Raw genomic sequence first — 14,948 nt, forward strand, 5'->3', positions numbered from 1 at the left:
GAATCTACCGGCAGGTAGCGCTGCTGTACGGGCCGGATCAGGTGATTCGCGCCACGACGGGGGCCCTGCCATGCTGTGCGATCCGGACTCGCGCATGGAACGGGACATATGACAGCCGAAGCCAAGTCGGCGGTGCCTGCTTCGCCGCCCCTGACGGAACGCCAGGAGGCGCGCCGGCGTCGCATCCTGCACGCCAGCGCCCAGCTGGCCAGCCGGGGCGGCTTCGACGCGGTACAGATGCGCGAGGTCGCCGAGTCGTCGAGCGTCGCGCTCGGCACGCTCTACCGCTACTTCCCCTCCAAGATCCATCTGCTGGTCGCCACCATGCAGGACCAGCTCCAGCACATGCACACGACCCTGCGCAAAAAGCCGCCGGCCGGGGACAGCGCGGCGGAGCGGGTTGCCGAGACGCTGATGCGGGCCTTCCGGGCGCTCCAGCGCGAACCGCATCTCGCGGACGCGATGGTGCGGGCGCTGACCTTCGCGGACCGCAGCGTCAGCCCCGAGGTGGACAAGGTCTCCCGCCAGACCACGGCGATCATCCTGGACGCCATGGGGCTGGAGAATCCGACGCCGGAGCAGCTCTCGGCGGTGCGCGTGATCGAGCACACCTGGCACTCGGCGCTGATCACCTGGCTCTCGGGGCGCGCCTCGATCGCGCAAGTGAAGATCGACATCGAGACGGTGTGCCGGCTGATCGACCTGACGACGCCGCAAGGGCCGGGCGAGGGCCGCGGCCGGGGCTTGCACTGATCGCGACACAGGTAGTCCCGCGCAGCTGTCGCCACGCGGGACTGCCGGAGAAAGGGCCCGACCGGCCTCGCCGAGATGATTCGGCCTAAGCCTTCATACGTCAGCGGACGAAGACGATGACGGCATTGGCGTCGCGGAAGTCACGGAAGTCGCGGAAGTCGCGGAAGTCGCGGCGGCCGTTGTCGCGGAAGTCACGGAAGTCACGGAAGTCGCGGCGGCCGTTGTCGCCGTAGTTGCACCAGTCGTTGTAACGACTGTTGGAGTAGCCGCAGTAGTCGTGCGCAGCGGGGTGGGACGAACTGGTGGCACTGGCTGCGCCGGCTCCAACCAAGCCGAGAGTCAGAGCAGCAAACAGGCTGGCAAGCAGCCGGAGAGTCCTGGATGTCATTACCCGCATGGTGCTTTCCCTTCCCGGGAGCGTAGACGGGCCCGAGCCTGCACGGCCGCGGTGGCGTCAGCACTGGTGACGCAATGATGCGTTCGCGAAGGGTCCGGTACATCGGCCTTGAAGATGGCGGAATTTGCCATCGTCATGGCGGGAGTATCACCACGACGGGAGTTTCCGTCGCCGACTCACACGCTGAATGCGCGGCATCGGGCCCACCTGGGCTGCTGAGTGCAGCAAACCCCGCGGCGGAGCATCCGTCCGTCGGACAACCAACGACCGGGTGGTCGTCGATCGGGATGTTGAGATTGTTCGTCTTCTCGCCAGGCGAGAAGACGGATATTTCGTTCAATCTGGTTCTAAAGTAACCATATGTACACTTGGTGTCAAGTGCGCCACACAGCCCCCAGGCGCACAGGAAGTCGCCCATATCGTCAAGCGCAACTCTCTTTCGCCGTTGCGCCATTGACGTCTGCTCGGGCTGAGGCGTGTCGCCGCGGCGCGGGCGGTTCAGCCGCCGTTCTCGAGCACCCGTTCGATCGCCGCGGAAGCCTGGCACGGCCCGCGTGCGCGGGTTGTTGCAGACCGGGAGTTCGCGCCCGGCACGTGCGCCCCCCTTGCTACCCCTTGGCTGATTCTGCACCTCCATGACGCGGGCGACACGCTAAGAATGTTCGCGTTCTGAATGGAGCAACCGTTAAGCGGTGAGCTAGGGGGACAGAACGTGATCCGGGTACTTCTGGTGCACGATGTGTGTCTGTTGCGGTCGGCGCTGGCGGAAAGACTCGCCGGAGAGCCCGACCTGGAGGTCTTCCACGCGCCCTGGCGCAGCGCGCCGAGCCGGGCGCGCATGCTTCGCCCTGACGTGTGCGCGGTGGACCTGGACTGTTCGGAGTCGTACGGCATCGCGCCGCTCGGTGAGCTGCCGGGAAGCCGGACCGGTGGGGGAAGCAGCCTGTTACTGGTACTCGCCAACGCGAACCGGCCAGGTCCCATCCGGCGGGCCGTCGAGGCATACGCCTGTGGCTTTGTCGACAAAGAGGGCACACCCGAGAATCTGATCGCCGCCATCCGGAAGGTGGCCAAGGGGGAACGTTTCGTCGACACCTCACTGGGCTTCAGCTTTCTGCGAGCAGCTCAAATGCCGCTGACCAAACGGGAGTTGAGCGTGCTGTCACTGGCTGCCGAGGGAGCCTCGATCGGCGACATCGCGAACAGTCTCCATCTGTCCAACGGCACGGTGCGCAACTACATGGCGGCCATCACCCGTAAGACCGGGGCGCGCAACCGGGTCGACGCCATAAGGATCTCCCAGGACGAGGGCTGGGTGTGAGAACCCTGCGAAGGTCCCTGTCAGTTCGCGGTAGAAGGAGGAGCGGGCCAACAGCTCTTCGTGGGTGCCGTACTCCGTCTGCGTCCCGTCCATCACCAGCACGAGGCCGGCCCGCCGCGCCGAGCCGATCCGGTGCGCGACGACGATCAGCGTGCCGCCGGGCCGGGTGGCGAACGCCCGCTCGGCGCGCGCCTCGGCCGCCGGGTCGAGGTGGCAGGTCGCCTCGTCGAGCAGCACGAGAGGCGCGGGCGCGGCATGGGCGCGGGCCAGCGCGAGCAGCTGGCGCTCTCCGGCGGACAGCGCGGTGGGGTCGACCGGTGCGTCCAGACCGCCCAGCCGCTCGACCAGCCCGTACGCGCCGACGGCCGCACAGGAGGCGAGGACGGCGGTGTCCGGAGGCGGCTCGGGGCAGAGATGGCCGAGGTTCTCGCGCACGGTGGCGGTGAAGATATACGCCTCCTGCGGCACGAGCACCCGCTCGGCGCCGAGCAGGACCTCGCCGTCGTCCGGCCGCAGCACCCCGGCGATCAGCGCGGCGAGCGTGGACTTGCCGATGCCGCTCGGGCCCGCGACGACGAGATGACCACCCACGGGAACGGCCAGATCGAGCCCGTCGACGACGGGCGCGGCGCCCGGACCGTAGGCGCCCGCCACGCCGCCCCCCCCCACCCCCGACCCGCCCCGGCCCCCCCCCCCGGTGCGGGGGCCGGGGCCGGGGCGCACCGCGCGCGGCTCCTCCGGGACTCCCTCCGCGGTGAGCCGGCGCAGCACGACCGCGAGGCGGGCACCCGAGGTGCCGAGGCCCTGCATCAGCGACTGCAGAGCGGGGAGCAGGGACTGGGTGAGATAGGCGAGGGCGCCGACCAGGGCGCCCGCGGTCACTCCGTGCGCGAGCAGCCAGGGCGCGGCGATCAGGAGCAGCACCACCGGGAGGCGCCCGCCGATGCCGACGGCCAGGACCCGCAGCGTGCCCCAGCGGGCCAGGTCGCGGGCCGCGCGGTACTCGTCGGCGATCCGGGCAGCCGCGTCCGTCGCCACGCGGTCCTCGGCGCCGGCAGCCGTGATGTCCCTCAATCCGGAGACCAGCGCGCCCAGTTCGGTGGCGATGGCCTCGTCGGCGGCGAGGAAGGTCTCCTGTCTGCGGGCCAGCGGGCGCAGGGTCGCCAGGAAGAGCGCGAGACCGGCGAGCAGCGGCGGCAGTACCACCAGCAGCAGGACGGGCGCGAGGGAGAACAGCCCGGCCAGGGCCCCTGCCGCGGTGAAGACGAAGGTGCGCGAGACCAGCACGAGGCCCGCGAATGTGTCGCGGGCGATCTCCACCTGATGGGTGAGCCGGGAGACTGCCGCGTCGTCGCCGTCCCGCAGAGCGCGGTCCACCACCCGGCGTACGAGATCGTCCCGTACGGGCTCCACCAGCGCGGCGACCACCCGGTGGACCCTGCCCGTGCCGAAGGCCCCGAGGACGACGGCGACCGCGGCGGCGACCAGCCAGTACAGACCGTGGGCGGGTTCATGGGCGAGGAACCCGCCGTCGATGGCGCGGGCGAGCGCGTACCCGAGGAGAAACGTCTGCCCCGCCTCCAGCGCAGACCACGCGGCGAGGCGTACGAGCACACGCGGTCGGTGCCGCAGCAGCCGGAGCCGGGCCTCAGCCATCCGCGACCGCCTCCCGTCCGGCCGCGGTCTCCCCGACCGCCTTCTCCCCCGCCGCGATCTCCGCGACCGTCTCCTCCGCCGCGATCTCCGCGACCGTCTCCTCCGCGGCTGCGTCGTCGACCGCTTCCTCCGCGAACACCGCGCGGTAGGCGGGAAGTTGCCAGAGCTCGGCGTGCGGGGCCACGGCCCGGACACGGCCCTCCTCCAGCCAGACCACCAGGTCCGCGCGGGCCGCGGTCGGCGCGCGGTGGGCGACGATCAGACGGGTACGGGCGCGGACGTCGTGAAGCAGCGCGCGGGACACCTTCAGTTCGGTGGCCGAGTCCAGGCTGGAGGTGGCGTCGTCCAGGATCAGCAGCCGCCCGGCGTGCGCGAAAGCCCGTGCCAGGCCGAGGCGTTGGGCCTCACCGCCGGACAGCGGCGCGGCCGCGCACGCGGTGGCGTAGCCGTGCGGCAGGCGGCGTACGAAGTCGTCGGCGCACGCGGCTCGCGCGGCCTCGGCCACCGCCGCATCGCCGGGCTCGTACGCACCGAAGGCGATCGTGCCGCCGACCGTCCCGCCGAGCAGCGCCGGACGGGCGAAGGCGTGGCCGACCTCGCGGCGCAGCACCTCTCGGGAGAGCCCGGCCACCGGGACGCCGTCGAGAAGCACCGTCCCCGCGTCGGGATCGGCAAGGCGTCCGGCGACGGCCGCCAGAGCCGATTTGCCGCTGCCCGAGCGGCCCACGACGGCGGTGACCGAGCCGCCCGGTATCACCAGATCGACATTGTGCAGCCCGCTCAGCCGCACCCCGCGCAGCTCCAAAGTGCCTTCGCCCGGTGGAAGTTCGCGCTCTCCGTACGTCATCTCGGGCGTCTCGAGGATCTCCGCGAGCCGGCCCGCCGCCATGCGTCCGCGCACCAGGCCGTTGAGCTGTCCGACCAGAACGCCGGTGCCGGTGGCGAGCACTCCGTAGCGCCACGCGGCCAGCATTCCGCCGACGCTCAACGCGCCCTCCGCGAGCCGTACTCCGGCGACAGCCAGCACCGCGAGCTGCAGCAGAGGCAGCAGCGCGGCCGCCCGCGCGGTGGATCGGCCCATGATCCACCACATCAGGTGGCCCTGCCGGGACAGCTCGGGCAGCGGCGCAAGGATGCGCGCCGCGTCCCGGTCCCGGGTTCCGGCGGCGGCGATCGTACGGACTCCGCGCACCGCTTCCGTCAGCAGTCCCGCGATCTCGCCCTGGGCCCGCAGATAGCGCGCGGTGCTCTCGCCGGACTCCCGGATGAACACCCGCAGCAGCAGGACGAGCAGGGGCATCCCGGCGATCACCACGAGCGCGGTCCACCAGTCGGTGACGGCGAGCGCGACGAGCCCGCCCACGGGTGTGATCACAGCGGCGAGCGCGGTCGCGAGGGTCGTCGGCACGGTCCCGGCCTGTGCGGCGTTGCCGGTGAGGCGTGCCACCACCTCGCCGGGGGCCAGGCGCAGCCGGGGTCCGGACGCGAGGGCGTGCCGCAGTACCCGTTCTCGTATCCAGGCGGTGGTACGGGCGTTGGCGGTCCCGGTGACGAGTCCGTCGAGGGCGCCGAGGACGACGGCAAGGCCGGTGAGGCCCGCGCAGAGAGCGAGCCACGGATCGGCGTCCGACCGCCGGCCGGCGAGCAGCAGGTCCAGCGCGCGGCCCAGTACGGCGGGCAGCGCAAGCCCGGTCGCGGCAAGGGCGCAGGTCAGCAGAAGGACGAAGACGGCACGCGGCGCGCCGTGCCGGACGGTTTCGCGCAGGAACATGGTCGCCCTCCCTCACCATCTGCATGCGTGCGCACGGCCCCGGACGGCGAGCGGTGCCGTCCAGGGCCGCGAACAATCACCTGATCAGAAGCAGATGATCAGAGGCAGAGAAGGTTGCTGTGCGAGCTGTGCTTGTCGCACAGCAGCAGGCTAACGCTGCTCTCCCCGCCACCGCCGCCGTGGTCGGTCTCGGGGACGTCCAGCTTCTGCAGGTCCAGAAGTGCCATGGTGATCTCCTTTTTCATGGGGACGGTATGCACTTACTGCTCGACCCCTTGCGGGGCCGTCTGTGGGGCCGCCTTCAGCGGCGGCAGGAACGGCAGCTGCGCGGGACGGTCACCGAGCGCGGCGCCGAGGGCGAGCAGACAGCCGGCGGTTCCGGTGGCGAGGTCCATGGAGAGCCGCATCATCTGGTCGCCGGGGAAGGCGAGTTCACCCTCGTACGGCACGGCGTACCAGGAGAGTGCGGCGATCTGGGCGTCCAGCTGCGGGCGCGGGGCACGGGTACGGGCCAGGTGCAGCACCATCCCCGCGCGCCCGTTGAACAGTCCGGGCTGCGCGTAGTACCGCAGCCGGGCCGCGGGCAGTATCGCCTCCCTGGCGCGGGCGAACTCCTCGTCGTGACGGTGGGCGAGGTAGTCGTCGAGGACCGCGCCGATACCGGCGCTGCCCGCTCCGAGGTACGGCATGGTGCGTACGCCCTCGTCCACGAGCAGGGTCCCCGACCGGTCCGTCACACACCGGGCGAGATCCCGGCGCAGCGCCTCGGCCGCCTGGTCCAGCAGGGCGGAATCGCCGGTGGACTCGTACAGCCGCAGGAAGAACAGGGCGGGTCCGCTCGCGCCGTGCAGCAGCCCGGCGCGCCTGCCGTGGGCGGTCGGCGACCGGTCGACCAGGACCCGAGCGGCCTCCAGCGCCTCTGCGCGCAGTCCGAGCCGGTCGAGTACGAGGCCGATGCCGGCCAGCCCGCCGTGCAGATCGGGCGCGAGGCGCTGCCACTTCTCGTCGAGCACCCGCCCGACGAGTTCGACGGCACGCTCGCGGTGGCCGAGCCGGTCGAGGACGTGTGCGACGCCCGTCAGCCCGTCGTACAGACCGAGCGGGGTGCCGGCCGGTGGCGGGGCCGTATGGCTGAGCAGCCACTCCTCGCCCGCCTCGTAGCGTGCCGCGCCCGTCTCGGCGAGGGCGTAGAGCACTCCGGCCGCGCCGTGCGCCAGCCCGAGTCCGCCGCCGTCCGCGAACTGCGCGATATCGCCGGGGAAGAGCCGGTCGTCGCGCTCCGGTGTCGCGGACGCGAGGATCGCGCGGACCATGGAGTCGTGGCCGCGAGGCCGGTCCCCTGCCTCCGCGGGCAGGTAACTCCCCGTGGGTTCCGGGGACTTGCCCCTGATCACCCGTACCGCCTCGTCGAGGAAACCGTCCGGCAGGCCGGGGAACTGCTCCGCCGCGACCTCGGCCAGATGCGCCGCCTTGCCCCGGTCCACGACCAGCAGCGTCGTCATCGGCACGAAGAGGGCGAGCCGCAGGCAGGCGAGTGCGTAGCGGTCCACCTCGAAGCCCTCACGGTCACCCGGCGCGACGAACCCCGGGTGGGCCATGGCCTGGCCGCGGTGCTCGCTCACCGGCGTCGCGGCCTCGAAGTCCAGCAGCCGTACGGAATCGTCGTCCGGGTCGACCATGATGTTGAACATATGCAGGTCGTTGAAGACAAGACCACGGCCGTGCACGGCCGCCACGGCCTCCTCGACCGCGTGCAGCACACCCAGCGCCCATTGCGTGTACTCCGCGACCGCCGCCGGATCCGGCTCGACGGCCAGCAGCGGATGACGCTGCGCGAAGAAGGAGTTGAGGGTGCGGCCGGGGAGGAAGTCCATGACGAGGAAGCGGTGGTCGCCGAGGATGAACCAGTCGCGCGCCTCGGGTGCGACGCCGAGCCCGGTGAGCCGCTCGAGCGCGGCTCTCTCGCGCTCCAGCCGTGTCACGGCGTCGGCCCCGTCCGCGGCGAGCCCGGCATGCGGCCGCGCCTCCTTGAGTACCACCTGCTCGCCGGTCCGCAGATCGGTGCCGGCGTACACGCCACCGCCGTTGGAGAAGTGCAGGGCGCGCTCGATGCGGTACGGCAGTTCACCGGTGGTGGTCGCGTTGCGCGCCGCCAGCTGGGGCTCGAGGAAAGGGGGCAGCGTCACCCACTCGGGCAGCTGGAAGACGGGGTCCCTGCGGTCCGGCACCAGTACGCCTTCGGGGTTCTCGATGGCGGGTACGAGGGCGCCGGAGCCGGTTTCGTCGACACAGTGCCGCTTCGCGAAGCCGCCGTACCGTACATACAGCGGGCCGTCGTTCCAGCGGAGATCGGTGAGGATGTACGGGCCCGGCTCGCCGTCGAGCAGCACACCCAACTCCTCCAGGATCAGCTGGAGTTCCGTGTCGTCGGCCGGATAGATGGTGGCGAACTTGCCGCTGGAGCCGCGTCCCGCGTATTTGGAGTTGCGCAGGTGCAGCGGCTGCCGGCCGGGGACGAACTTGAAGGGAATCTCCCGTGGGACGCAGTAGTCCCACACCTTCGCCGCGGTCTTCTCGGCGTTGTCGAGACAGGCCGAGACATGGATCTTCCAGCCCTGGCGGGGGCGCACCGTGTCCACCGGACTGATGTGGAGCCAGTCCCCGGAGAGGAAGCTTCGCCACCCTTCGGGGACCGGGCGCTGGGCCGCCTCGAAGAGCGGGACGCTGCTCTCCGTACGGGACGGCAGGCCGGCGGATGTACGCGTGGAGGACAAGCGGTCCGGGGTCTCGTAGAAAATTCTGTCCGCGAGACAGAAGACCTCGTACCGCTTGTCCATGATGCTTCCCCCCTCGGCGACGTGTCACCAAGATTTCCACGGGGCCGGGGGGCCGGACAGTCACGCGTGTCATGAGATCACTGTGCGATACGCACGAGTCAACCTCTGTTCCACGCTGTTCGAAGGTCGGTTGCTGCTCCGCTACTCCTCGGGCGGAAAGACCGGCTCCCCACTCTCCAGCAGCGTGATGGCGATCGCCTCGACCGGGCAGTTCTCGGCCGCCGCGAGGATCTTCTCGTTGGCGTCGGTGTCGGCGTCCTGTGGATGCGACTGCCGGGCCGCGTCGAGCGCGAAGCCGTCCGGGGCGTGGCTCAGGCACATGCCCGAGCCGATACAGACGTTCCGGTCGACCTCTACGTGCCAGCGGTCTCCCATCAGTTCTCCTCTCAGTTCTCTCCGGACCCGGCCGGCAGATGGATCATCTTGTGCTCCAGGTACTCGCTGTAGCCCTCCGGCCCGAACTCCCGCCCCAGGCCCGAGTTCTTGTAGCCGCCGAACGGCCCGAGCATGTCGAGGCTGAAGGTGTTGACGTTGTACGTCCCGGTCCTGACCCGCCGCGCGAAGTCGATGCCACGCTCGACGTCGGCCGTCCAGACGCTGCCGCTGAGCCCGTAGTCGGAGTCGTTCGCGATCTTCGCCGCCTCGCTCTCGTCCCCGTACGGCAGCAGACAGATCACCGGCCCGAATATCTCCTCGCGGGCGATGCGCATGGAGTTGTCGACCCCGCCGAAGAGCGTCGGCTCCACGTACCAGCCCTGCTCAAGACCGGCCGGACGCCCGCCGCCCGTAAGTACCTTGGCGCCTTCCTCCTGCCCGATCCTGATGTAGTCGAGCGAGCGCTGCTGCTGGCGCCGGGCCACCAGCGGCCCGACCTGCGTCGAGGCGTCGAGCGGGTCACCGACCACCAGGGCGCTCGCCGCTGCGGCGAGCGCCTCGGCTATCTCGTCGTAGCGGCTGAGCGGCGCGAGGATACGGCTCTGAGCCACGCACGCCTGCCCGTTGTTCATCCAGGCCGCAGGGACGATCCCGGCCACCGCCGACTCCAGATCCGCGTCCGGCAGGATCACCGCCGCCGACTTGCCGCCGAGTTCGAGGGTGACGCGGGTGAGATTGCGCGAGGCGACCTCCATGACCCGCTTGCCGGCCGCGACCGAGCCGGTGAAGGAGACCTTGTCGATGCCGGGGTGCCCGACCAGGTACTCGCTCACTTCGCGGTCCGCGGGCAGGATCGAGAGGACGCCCTGCGGCAGCCCGGCCTCCTGCGCGATCTCGGCGAGGATGTACGAGTCCAGGGGCGACTCGGGCGATGGCTTGAGCACCACCGTGCAGCCGGCCAGCAGCGCGGGGCCGAGCTTGGCCGCGGCTGTGAACTGCGGGACGTTCCACGGGATCACGGCCGCCACGACGCCCACCGGCTCCCGCCGTACGAGGATCGGCCCGAGCACTCCGGCCCGCTGCTCCTCGTGCGGATATCCGCGGGCGACGGTGATCGCCGCGTCCCACACCATCATCGCGCCGAGCGCCTGCGCGAGCACGCTCCAGGAGTACGGGGAGCCGTTCTGCGCGCTGATGGAGCGCGCGATCTCCTCGTGCCGTACCGCGATCGCGTCCTTGATCCTGGTGATGACGGCGATCCGCTCGTCGAGCGTCATGCGCGGCCAGGGTCCCTCGTCGAAGGCCTTGCGGGCGGTGGCGACCGCCCGGTCGACGTCCGCCGGTGAGGCGTGCGGGACCCGCCCGATGACCTGCTCGGTGTGCGGCGATACGACCTCGATGGCGTCGCTGCCGAGCGGATCGGTCAACTCCCCGCCGATGAACAGCTTTCCGTGTTCCACAAGCTCGGTCATGGCTGCTGCCTCCTGCGGCCCGGCGCTTCTGACACTGTTTCAGAACTGATACCAGTTCTAGTTGAAGGAGTCCACGGCAGGAACGAAATAGCCCCCGACCAGTGGTTTCCCGTTGGGCGGGGGCGACCGGGCTGCGCGGAGCCGCCAAGGGGCCGCGCGGCGCTTCCGGGCCTTTCCAACAGCAGCGAGGTGCCACCAAGCATGATCCGGAACCACGATTCGCACGACGCCGACTCGCTGCCGGTCCGCGCACGTCACCCTCTTGGGCGGTCCGGGTGGCGCGGCCGCGAGCGTGGGTGCTTGCTGGTCCTAGTCGACAGGGAGAGGAAGCGACGACACCCATGGAGAGGAGCGATCAGGCGCTGCGCACCCCACGAGCCGCAGGACTGGTAGGGATCATCTTCGCCGTACTGATCGCTGCTGCCATCGTTCTCGTCCGCCTGGCGATTCCGGAGGAGTCGAGCGGCGGGAGCAGCACCTGGATCATCGATCCCTCGAGTCGGCACGCGGTACAGACGGCGCTCGGCCTCATCCCGTTTGCGGGCATCTTCTTCCTGTGGTTCATGGGCGCTGTGCGCGCACGTATCGGAGAGGCGGAGGACCAGTTCCTCGCCACTGTCTTCATGGGCAGCGGCCTGGTATTCGTGGCGACTCTTTTCGGGGCCGCGGCAGCAGCCGGAAGTCTGCTGGACACGGCCGATCCGTCCGGGACCGGCTCCGTGCAACTCCGGTCCTTCGGCCATCACTTCACCTACAGCCTGCTGACGACCTACTCGATGCGCATGGCCGCGGTATTCACCTTCTCGACCTCCTCCATCGGGCATCGGCTCGGAGTCCTGCCGCGCTGGCTTTCCATCCTGGGCTATCTCGTCGCCCTGACGCTGCTCCTCGTGACGAGCAGCATCCCTTGGTCCGAGCTGGTCTTCCCGCTGTGGGCTCTGGTTCTCAGCCTCTACATTCTGGTGGCCAGTTTCCGCCCGCGGCCCGCACCGGCCCCCTCGTCATGACCAGCTATTTCCCGAGCGTTATCGGCTGACAACTCCTTTGGCCCGCCTGTGCTCGCGAAACCACAGGAGCAGGCACAGGCTGGGGCAGGGGTACTACTGGAAGGGCGGCCCCTTGATGAGGCTTGTCGTCGATCTGAACCGGTGCCAGGGGTACGCACAGTGCGCCTTCCTCGCACCCGACGTATTCACCATGCACGGCGACGAGGCGCTGTTGTACAACCCGCACGCCGACGACGCACAGCGGGAGCACGTGGCGCGCGCCGCCGCGGCGTGCCCGGTCCAGGCCATCTTGGTGGACGACATGGGCAATGAACCGGCCCCGGTGAGGGAGGGGGTGCCCAGTGGACGGTGAGCTGGAATGGCTGAGGCGCGAGGGGCGGATCGTGATCGTGGGCGCCTCCCTCGCCGGCCTCCGGGCAGCGGAGACCCTGCGGGAGGAGGGCTTCGCCGGTTCGCTGACGCTGATCGGCGACGAGCCCCACGAGCCGTACGACCGGCCGCCGCTGTCCAAGCAGGTCCTGCTCGGAAAGGCGTCCGCGGAGCACACCGCACTGCCCCGCCGCTGGGCGATCGATGCGCAGTGGCGGCTCGGTGACGCCGCCACCGGGCTGGACATGGCCGCCAAGCGGGTACGCCTGGCCGGCGGCGACGAGGTGGAGTACGACCGGCTGCTGATCACCACGGGCGTCCGTGCCCGGCCGTGGCCGCATGAAGAAGAGGCCGAGCTGGACGGGGTCTTCGTGCTGCGCACGCGCGAGGACGCGGCGGGGCTGCACCGGCGGCTGGCGGCCGGACCTCGCCGGGTGCTCATCATCGGCGCCGGCTTCACCGGCTCGGAGATCGCCTCCGCCTGCCGTGAGCAGGGACTGCCCGTCACCGTCGCGGAGCGTGCGGCCGCGCCTCTCGTGGGCGCGCTCGGCGGCGTGGTCGGCGAGGTGGCCGCCGAGCTGCAACGCCAAGCAGGCGTGGACCTGCGCTGCGGCGTCATGGTCACAGGGCTGGAGGGCGACTCGGCGGGGCGGCTGCGCCGTGCCCACCTGTCCGACGGCACGACGATCGACGCGGACGTGGCGGTGATCTCGCTCGGCGCGACACGCAACACCGAGTGGCTGGCCGGATCCGGGCTCGGCGCCGGACCCCGGGGAATCGCCTGCGACGCGGGCTGCCGCGCCTTCGATGTCCGGGGCATCGTGACCGACGACGTCTTCGTCGCCGGTGACGTCGCACGGTCCCCGCATGCGCTCTTCGGTTACCAGTTCCTGTCCCTGGAGCACTGGGGCAATGCCGTCGCGCAGGCCGAGATCGCGGCGCACAACATGATCAGCGCCAGCTCGGACCGCCGTCCGCACCTGTGGGTGCCGGCCTTCTGGTCCTCCCAGTTCGGCGTCAGCATCAAGTCGGTCGGCGTTCCGTCCCTGGGCGAGGAGATCCTCATCGCCCAGGGATCGCTCGCCGAGCGGCGCTTCACCGGCGTGTACGGATACCAGGGCCGGGTCATCGCCGCCGTCACCTTCGACCAGACGAAGTGGCTGGACTTCTACCAGCGGCTGATCGAATCGGCTGCGCCGTTCCCGCTGAGCTTCCCCACCGTCGACCGCCGTCCTGAAGGTCTGCAACCGGTCTCGGCCGACTTCCCGGACCCCTCGCTGCCCACCCACGCGCCGACCGTCACCCTCAGTGGCTACTCGCCGACCGACCGGCGGATCTCCTTCACCCCGGTCCGAGCCTGACCGCGGGCACGGCAACGCCCGTCCAAGGCCCGTAAAGCCGTCTCCAACGCCCACAAGGACCCGTCATGACGCAAGCCACGCTCCTGGGACAGATCCTCGACCACGCCAACCGCGCCGACCCCTATCCCCTGTACGCCGAGCTCCGCAAGACTCCGGTGTACCGAGAGGAGGACGGCAACACGTATGTGGTCAGCAACTACTGGGAGATCAAGGGCCTGCTCCACGATCCGCGGATCAGCTCCGACGCCCGAAATCTGTCCCCCGAGGCCGCCGGCGCCCTCGCTGACCAGGAGGAAGAGGGCGGCAACCTGCCGCCCACCTTCCTGAAGCTCGACCCTCCCGAGCACGACCGGTTGCGCCGGATGACGATGCGGCCGTTCGGACCGCCGAAGACCCCTCGGCGTGTCCACAACATGCGCGGCGAACTCTCCAAGATCGTTTCGGATCTCATCGACGGCTTCGGAGACCGGGAGCAGGTCGACCTCGTCGACAACTTCTCCTACCCCTTCCCCGTGACGGTGATCTGCCGGCTGCTCGGGATCCCCCGCGACGACGAGGCCCGCTTTCACACCTGGGCCGACACCATCGCCGCCAGCCTGGACCCGGACCCGTCCAAGGACCCCACCGAGCGGCGCCGCATCGCCCAGCAGGCCCGCACCGAGCTGGGCATGTACCTGGCCGGGCTCATCGACGAACGTCGCAAGGCACCCGGCGACGACATGCTCTCCGCGCTGGCCACCGACCACGGCCCCGACGGGCAGATGACCCCGATGGAGGTGATCAGTACTGCTGCCCTGCTCCTGATCGCCGGCCACGAGACCACGGTCAATCTCATCACCAACGGGATGCTCACCCTGCTGCGCAACCCGGACGTCCTCAAGCGGCTGCGGGAAGAGCCTCAGCTGGCCGTCCCGCTCGTGGAAGAGCTCCTGCGCTTCGAACCCCCCGTGCAGCTGCTGCCCCAGCGCACCACGCTCGCGGACATCGAGGTCGCCGGCACCACCATCCCCAAGGGCGCGTCCCTCTGGCTCGTCCTTGCCTCCGGCAACCGGGACCCGAAACGATTCCCCGACCCCGACCGGTTCGACCCCGACCGGAAGGACAACCAGCACCTCGGCCTCGGCAGCGGCATCCACAACTGCTTCGGCGCGCCCCTCGCCCGCATGGAGGCACAGCTCGCCCTGACCGAGCTCGCCCGCAGGCTCGACAACCCCCGCCTGGTGGAGGACCCACCCCCCTACCGCCAGAACGCTGTCCTGCGTGGCCCCCGCCACCTGAACATCGCCTTCGACGGCTTCCGCGCCTAGCTCACCGACCAGCGCGACCACGGGGAACATGTAGCCAGGAGCGCCTCGAAACGGGAGGCGCCCTGGCTACATTCGCGCTCCCCCGCCACTCACCCTCATAAGCGGCAAAGTCACGCAGAGCGACCAACGGGGAGGCTGGTTCCCCCATCGCCCAGTGACATCAGCCACACGGACATTCGGCACTTAGGTCGCTGAATAGTAGATGGCACGTTCGCGACATAGCGATATTTGTCCGTCTTGGTACAGACATACCCCGCGCAGGGTTTGGCGGCATTCGGTCCGCTCGTCACTTTCGCCCGGCCGGCGAGCGAGCAAGGGTTTC

General features: G+C 70.2%; 12 protein-coding genes and 1 pseudogene. 6 read left to right on the forward strand and 7 right to left on the reverse strand.

Translation table 11 applies throughout. The annotated features are described in order from the left end of the window. Positions 1-108: 108 nt before the first annotated feature. Entirely contained in the window at positions 109-753 is a 645-nt protein-coding gene (locus ACFWDI_RS10000; RefSeq protein WP_362676055.1) for a TetR family transcriptional regulator, read from the forward strand. A gap of 100 nt (positions 754-853) precedes the next feature. On the opposite strand, the gene ACFWDI_RS10005 is transcribed toward ACFWDI_RS10000, so the two are convergent. Further along, positions 854-1,141 (reverse strand): hypothetical protein, encoded by a 288-nt coding sequence (locus ACFWDI_RS10005; protein WP_385302618.1) that lies wholly within the window; start codon positions 1,139-1,141, stop codon positions 854-856. Between the two features lie 847 nt (positions 1,142-1,988). Here ACFWDI_RS10005 and ACFWDI_RS10010 point away from each other — a divergent pair. Beyond that, positions 1,989-2,387: pseudogene (locus ACFWDI_RS10010) on the forward strand (LuxR C-terminal-related transcriptional regulator); the annotation flags it as partial. Here the strand turns inward: ACFWDI_RS10010 and ACFWDI_RS10015 are convergent. The 6 genes from ACFWDI_RS10015 to ACFWDI_RS10040 all read right to left on the reverse strand — a co-directional run bounded on the left by ACFWDI_RS10015 (position 2,313) and on the right by ACFWDI_RS10040 (position 10,582). Next, on the reverse strand, positions 2,313-4,127 hold the full coding sequence (locus tag ACFWDI_RS10015; protein ID WP_385302620.1) for an ATP-binding cassette domain-containing protein: 1,815 nt from the start codon (positions 4,125-4,127) through the stop codon (positions 2,313-2,315). The pseudogene ACFWDI_RS10010 and the gene ACFWDI_RS10015 sit on opposite strands and share 75 nt — an antisense overlap. Continuing rightward, positions 4,120-5,898, reverse strand: a complete 1,779-nt coding sequence (locus ACFWDI_RS10020; protein WP_385302623.1) for an ABC transporter ATP-binding protein — start codon at positions 5,896-5,898, stop codon at positions 4,120-4,122. The genes ACFWDI_RS10015 and ACFWDI_RS10020 overlap by 8 nt, the downstream gene beginning before the upstream one ends. 98 nt (positions 5,899-5,996) lie before the next feature. Further along, positions 5,997-6,125 (reverse strand): SapB/AmfS family lanthipeptide, encoded by a 129-nt coding sequence (locus ACFWDI_RS10025; protein ID WP_327323282.1) that lies wholly within the window; start codon positions 6,123-6,125, stop codon positions 5,997-5,999. Between the two features lie 33 nt (positions 6,126-6,158). Beyond that, positions 6,159-8,735, reverse strand: a complete 2,577-nt coding sequence (gene lanKC / locus ACFWDI_RS10030; protein ID WP_385302626.1) for a class III lanthionine synthetase LanKC — start codon at positions 8,733-8,735, stop codon at positions 6,159-6,161. A 141-nt stretch (positions 8,736-8,876) separates the two neighbouring features. Continuing rightward, positions 8,877-9,110 carry a ferredoxin gene (locus ACFWDI_RS10035; RefSeq protein ID WP_327323284.1) on the reverse strand — a complete coding sequence of 78 codons (234 nt, stop codon included), beginning with the start codon at positions 9,108-9,110 and terminating at the stop codon, positions 8,877-8,879. A gap of 11 nt (positions 9,111-9,121) precedes the next feature. After that, positions 9,122-10,582 (reverse strand): aldehyde dehydrogenase, encoded by a 1,461-nt coding sequence (locus ACFWDI_RS10040; protein WP_385302629.1) that lies wholly within the window; start codon positions 10,580-10,582, stop codon positions 9,122-9,124. A gap of 341 nt (positions 10,583-10,923) precedes the next feature. On the opposite strand from ACFWDI_RS10040, the gene ACFWDI_RS10045 reads away from it, so the two are divergent. The 4 genes from ACFWDI_RS10045 to ACFWDI_RS10060 all read left to right on the forward strand — a co-directional run bounded on the left by ACFWDI_RS10045 (position 10,924) and on the right by ACFWDI_RS10060 (position 14,626). Further along, entirely contained in the window at positions 10,924-11,589 is a 666-nt protein-coding gene (locus ACFWDI_RS10045) for a hypothetical protein (RefSeq protein ID WP_385302631.1), read from the forward strand. A 115-nt stretch (positions 11,590-11,704) separates the two neighbouring features. Continuing rightward, positions 11,705-11,941, forward strand: coding sequence for a ferredoxin (locus ACFWDI_RS10050; RefSeq protein ID WP_385302632.1), 237 nt, complete (start codon positions 11,705-11,707; stop codon positions 11,939-11,941). Continuing rightward, positions 11,931-13,319, forward strand: a complete 1,389-nt coding sequence (locus ACFWDI_RS10055) for an NAD(P)/FAD-dependent oxidoreductase (protein ID WP_385302634.1) — start codon at positions 11,931-11,933, stop codon at positions 13,317-13,319. The genes ACFWDI_RS10050 and ACFWDI_RS10055 overlap by 11 nt, the downstream gene beginning before the upstream one ends. A gap of 65 nt (positions 13,320-13,384) precedes the next feature. Then, positions 13,385-14,626 (forward strand): cytochrome P450, encoded by a 1,242-nt coding sequence (locus tag ACFWDI_RS10060; protein WP_385302637.1) that lies wholly within the window; start codon positions 13,385-13,387, stop codon positions 14,624-14,626. The last annotated feature ends 322 nt before the right edge of the window (positions 14,627-14,948 follow it).

Source organism: Streptomyces sp. NPDC060064 (genome assembly GCF_042736455.1).
GTDB lineage: Bacteria > Actinomycetota > Actinomycetes > Streptomycetales > Streptomycetaceae > Streptomyces.

Excerpts from the sequence above, each read along its gene's own strand:
- ACFWDI_RS10000 (WP_362676055.1), top strand. The coding sequence starts at position 109 with ATGACAGCCGAAGCCAAGTCGGCGGTGCCTGCTTCGCCGCCCCTGACG.
- ACFWDI_RS10005 (WP_385302618.1), bottom strand. The coding sequence starts at position 1,141 with ATGACATCCAGGACTCTCCGGCTGCTTGCCAGCCTGTTTGCTGCTCTG.
- ACFWDI_RS10015 (WP_385302620.1), bottom strand. The coding sequence starts at position 4,127 with ATGGCTGAGGCCCGGCTCCGGCTGCTGCGGCACCGACCGCGTGTGCTC.
- ACFWDI_RS10020 (WP_385302623.1), bottom strand. The coding sequence starts at position 5,898 with ATGTTCCTGCGCGAAACCGTCCGGCACGGCGCGCCGCGTGCCGTCTTC.
- ACFWDI_RS10025 (WP_327323282.1), bottom strand. The coding sequence starts at position 6,125 with ATGGCACTTCTGGACCTGCAGAAGCTGGACGTCCCCGAGACCGACCAC.
- lanKC (WP_385302626.1), bottom strand. The coding sequence starts at position 8,735 with ATGGACAAGCGGTACGAGGTCTTCTGTCTCGCGGACAGAATTTTCTAC.
- ACFWDI_RS10035 (WP_327323284.1), bottom strand. The coding sequence starts at position 9,110 with ATGGGAGACCGCTGGCACGTAGAGGTCGACCGGAACGTCTGTATCGGC.
- ACFWDI_RS10040 (WP_385302629.1), bottom strand. The coding sequence starts at position 10,582 with ATGACCGAGCTTGTGGAACACGGAAAGCTGTTCATCGGCGGGGAGTTG.
- ACFWDI_RS10045 (WP_385302631.1), top strand. The coding sequence starts at position 10,924 with ATGGAGAGGAGCGATCAGGCGCTGCGCACCCCACGAGCCGCAGGACTG.
- ACFWDI_RS10050 (WP_385302632.1), top strand. The coding sequence starts at position 11,705 with ATGAGGCTTGTCGTCGATCTGAACCGGTGCCAGGGGTACGCACAGTGC.
- ACFWDI_RS10060 (WP_385302637.1), top strand. The coding sequence starts at position 13,385 with ATGACGCAAGCCACGCTCCTGGGACAGATCCTCGACCACGCCAACCGC.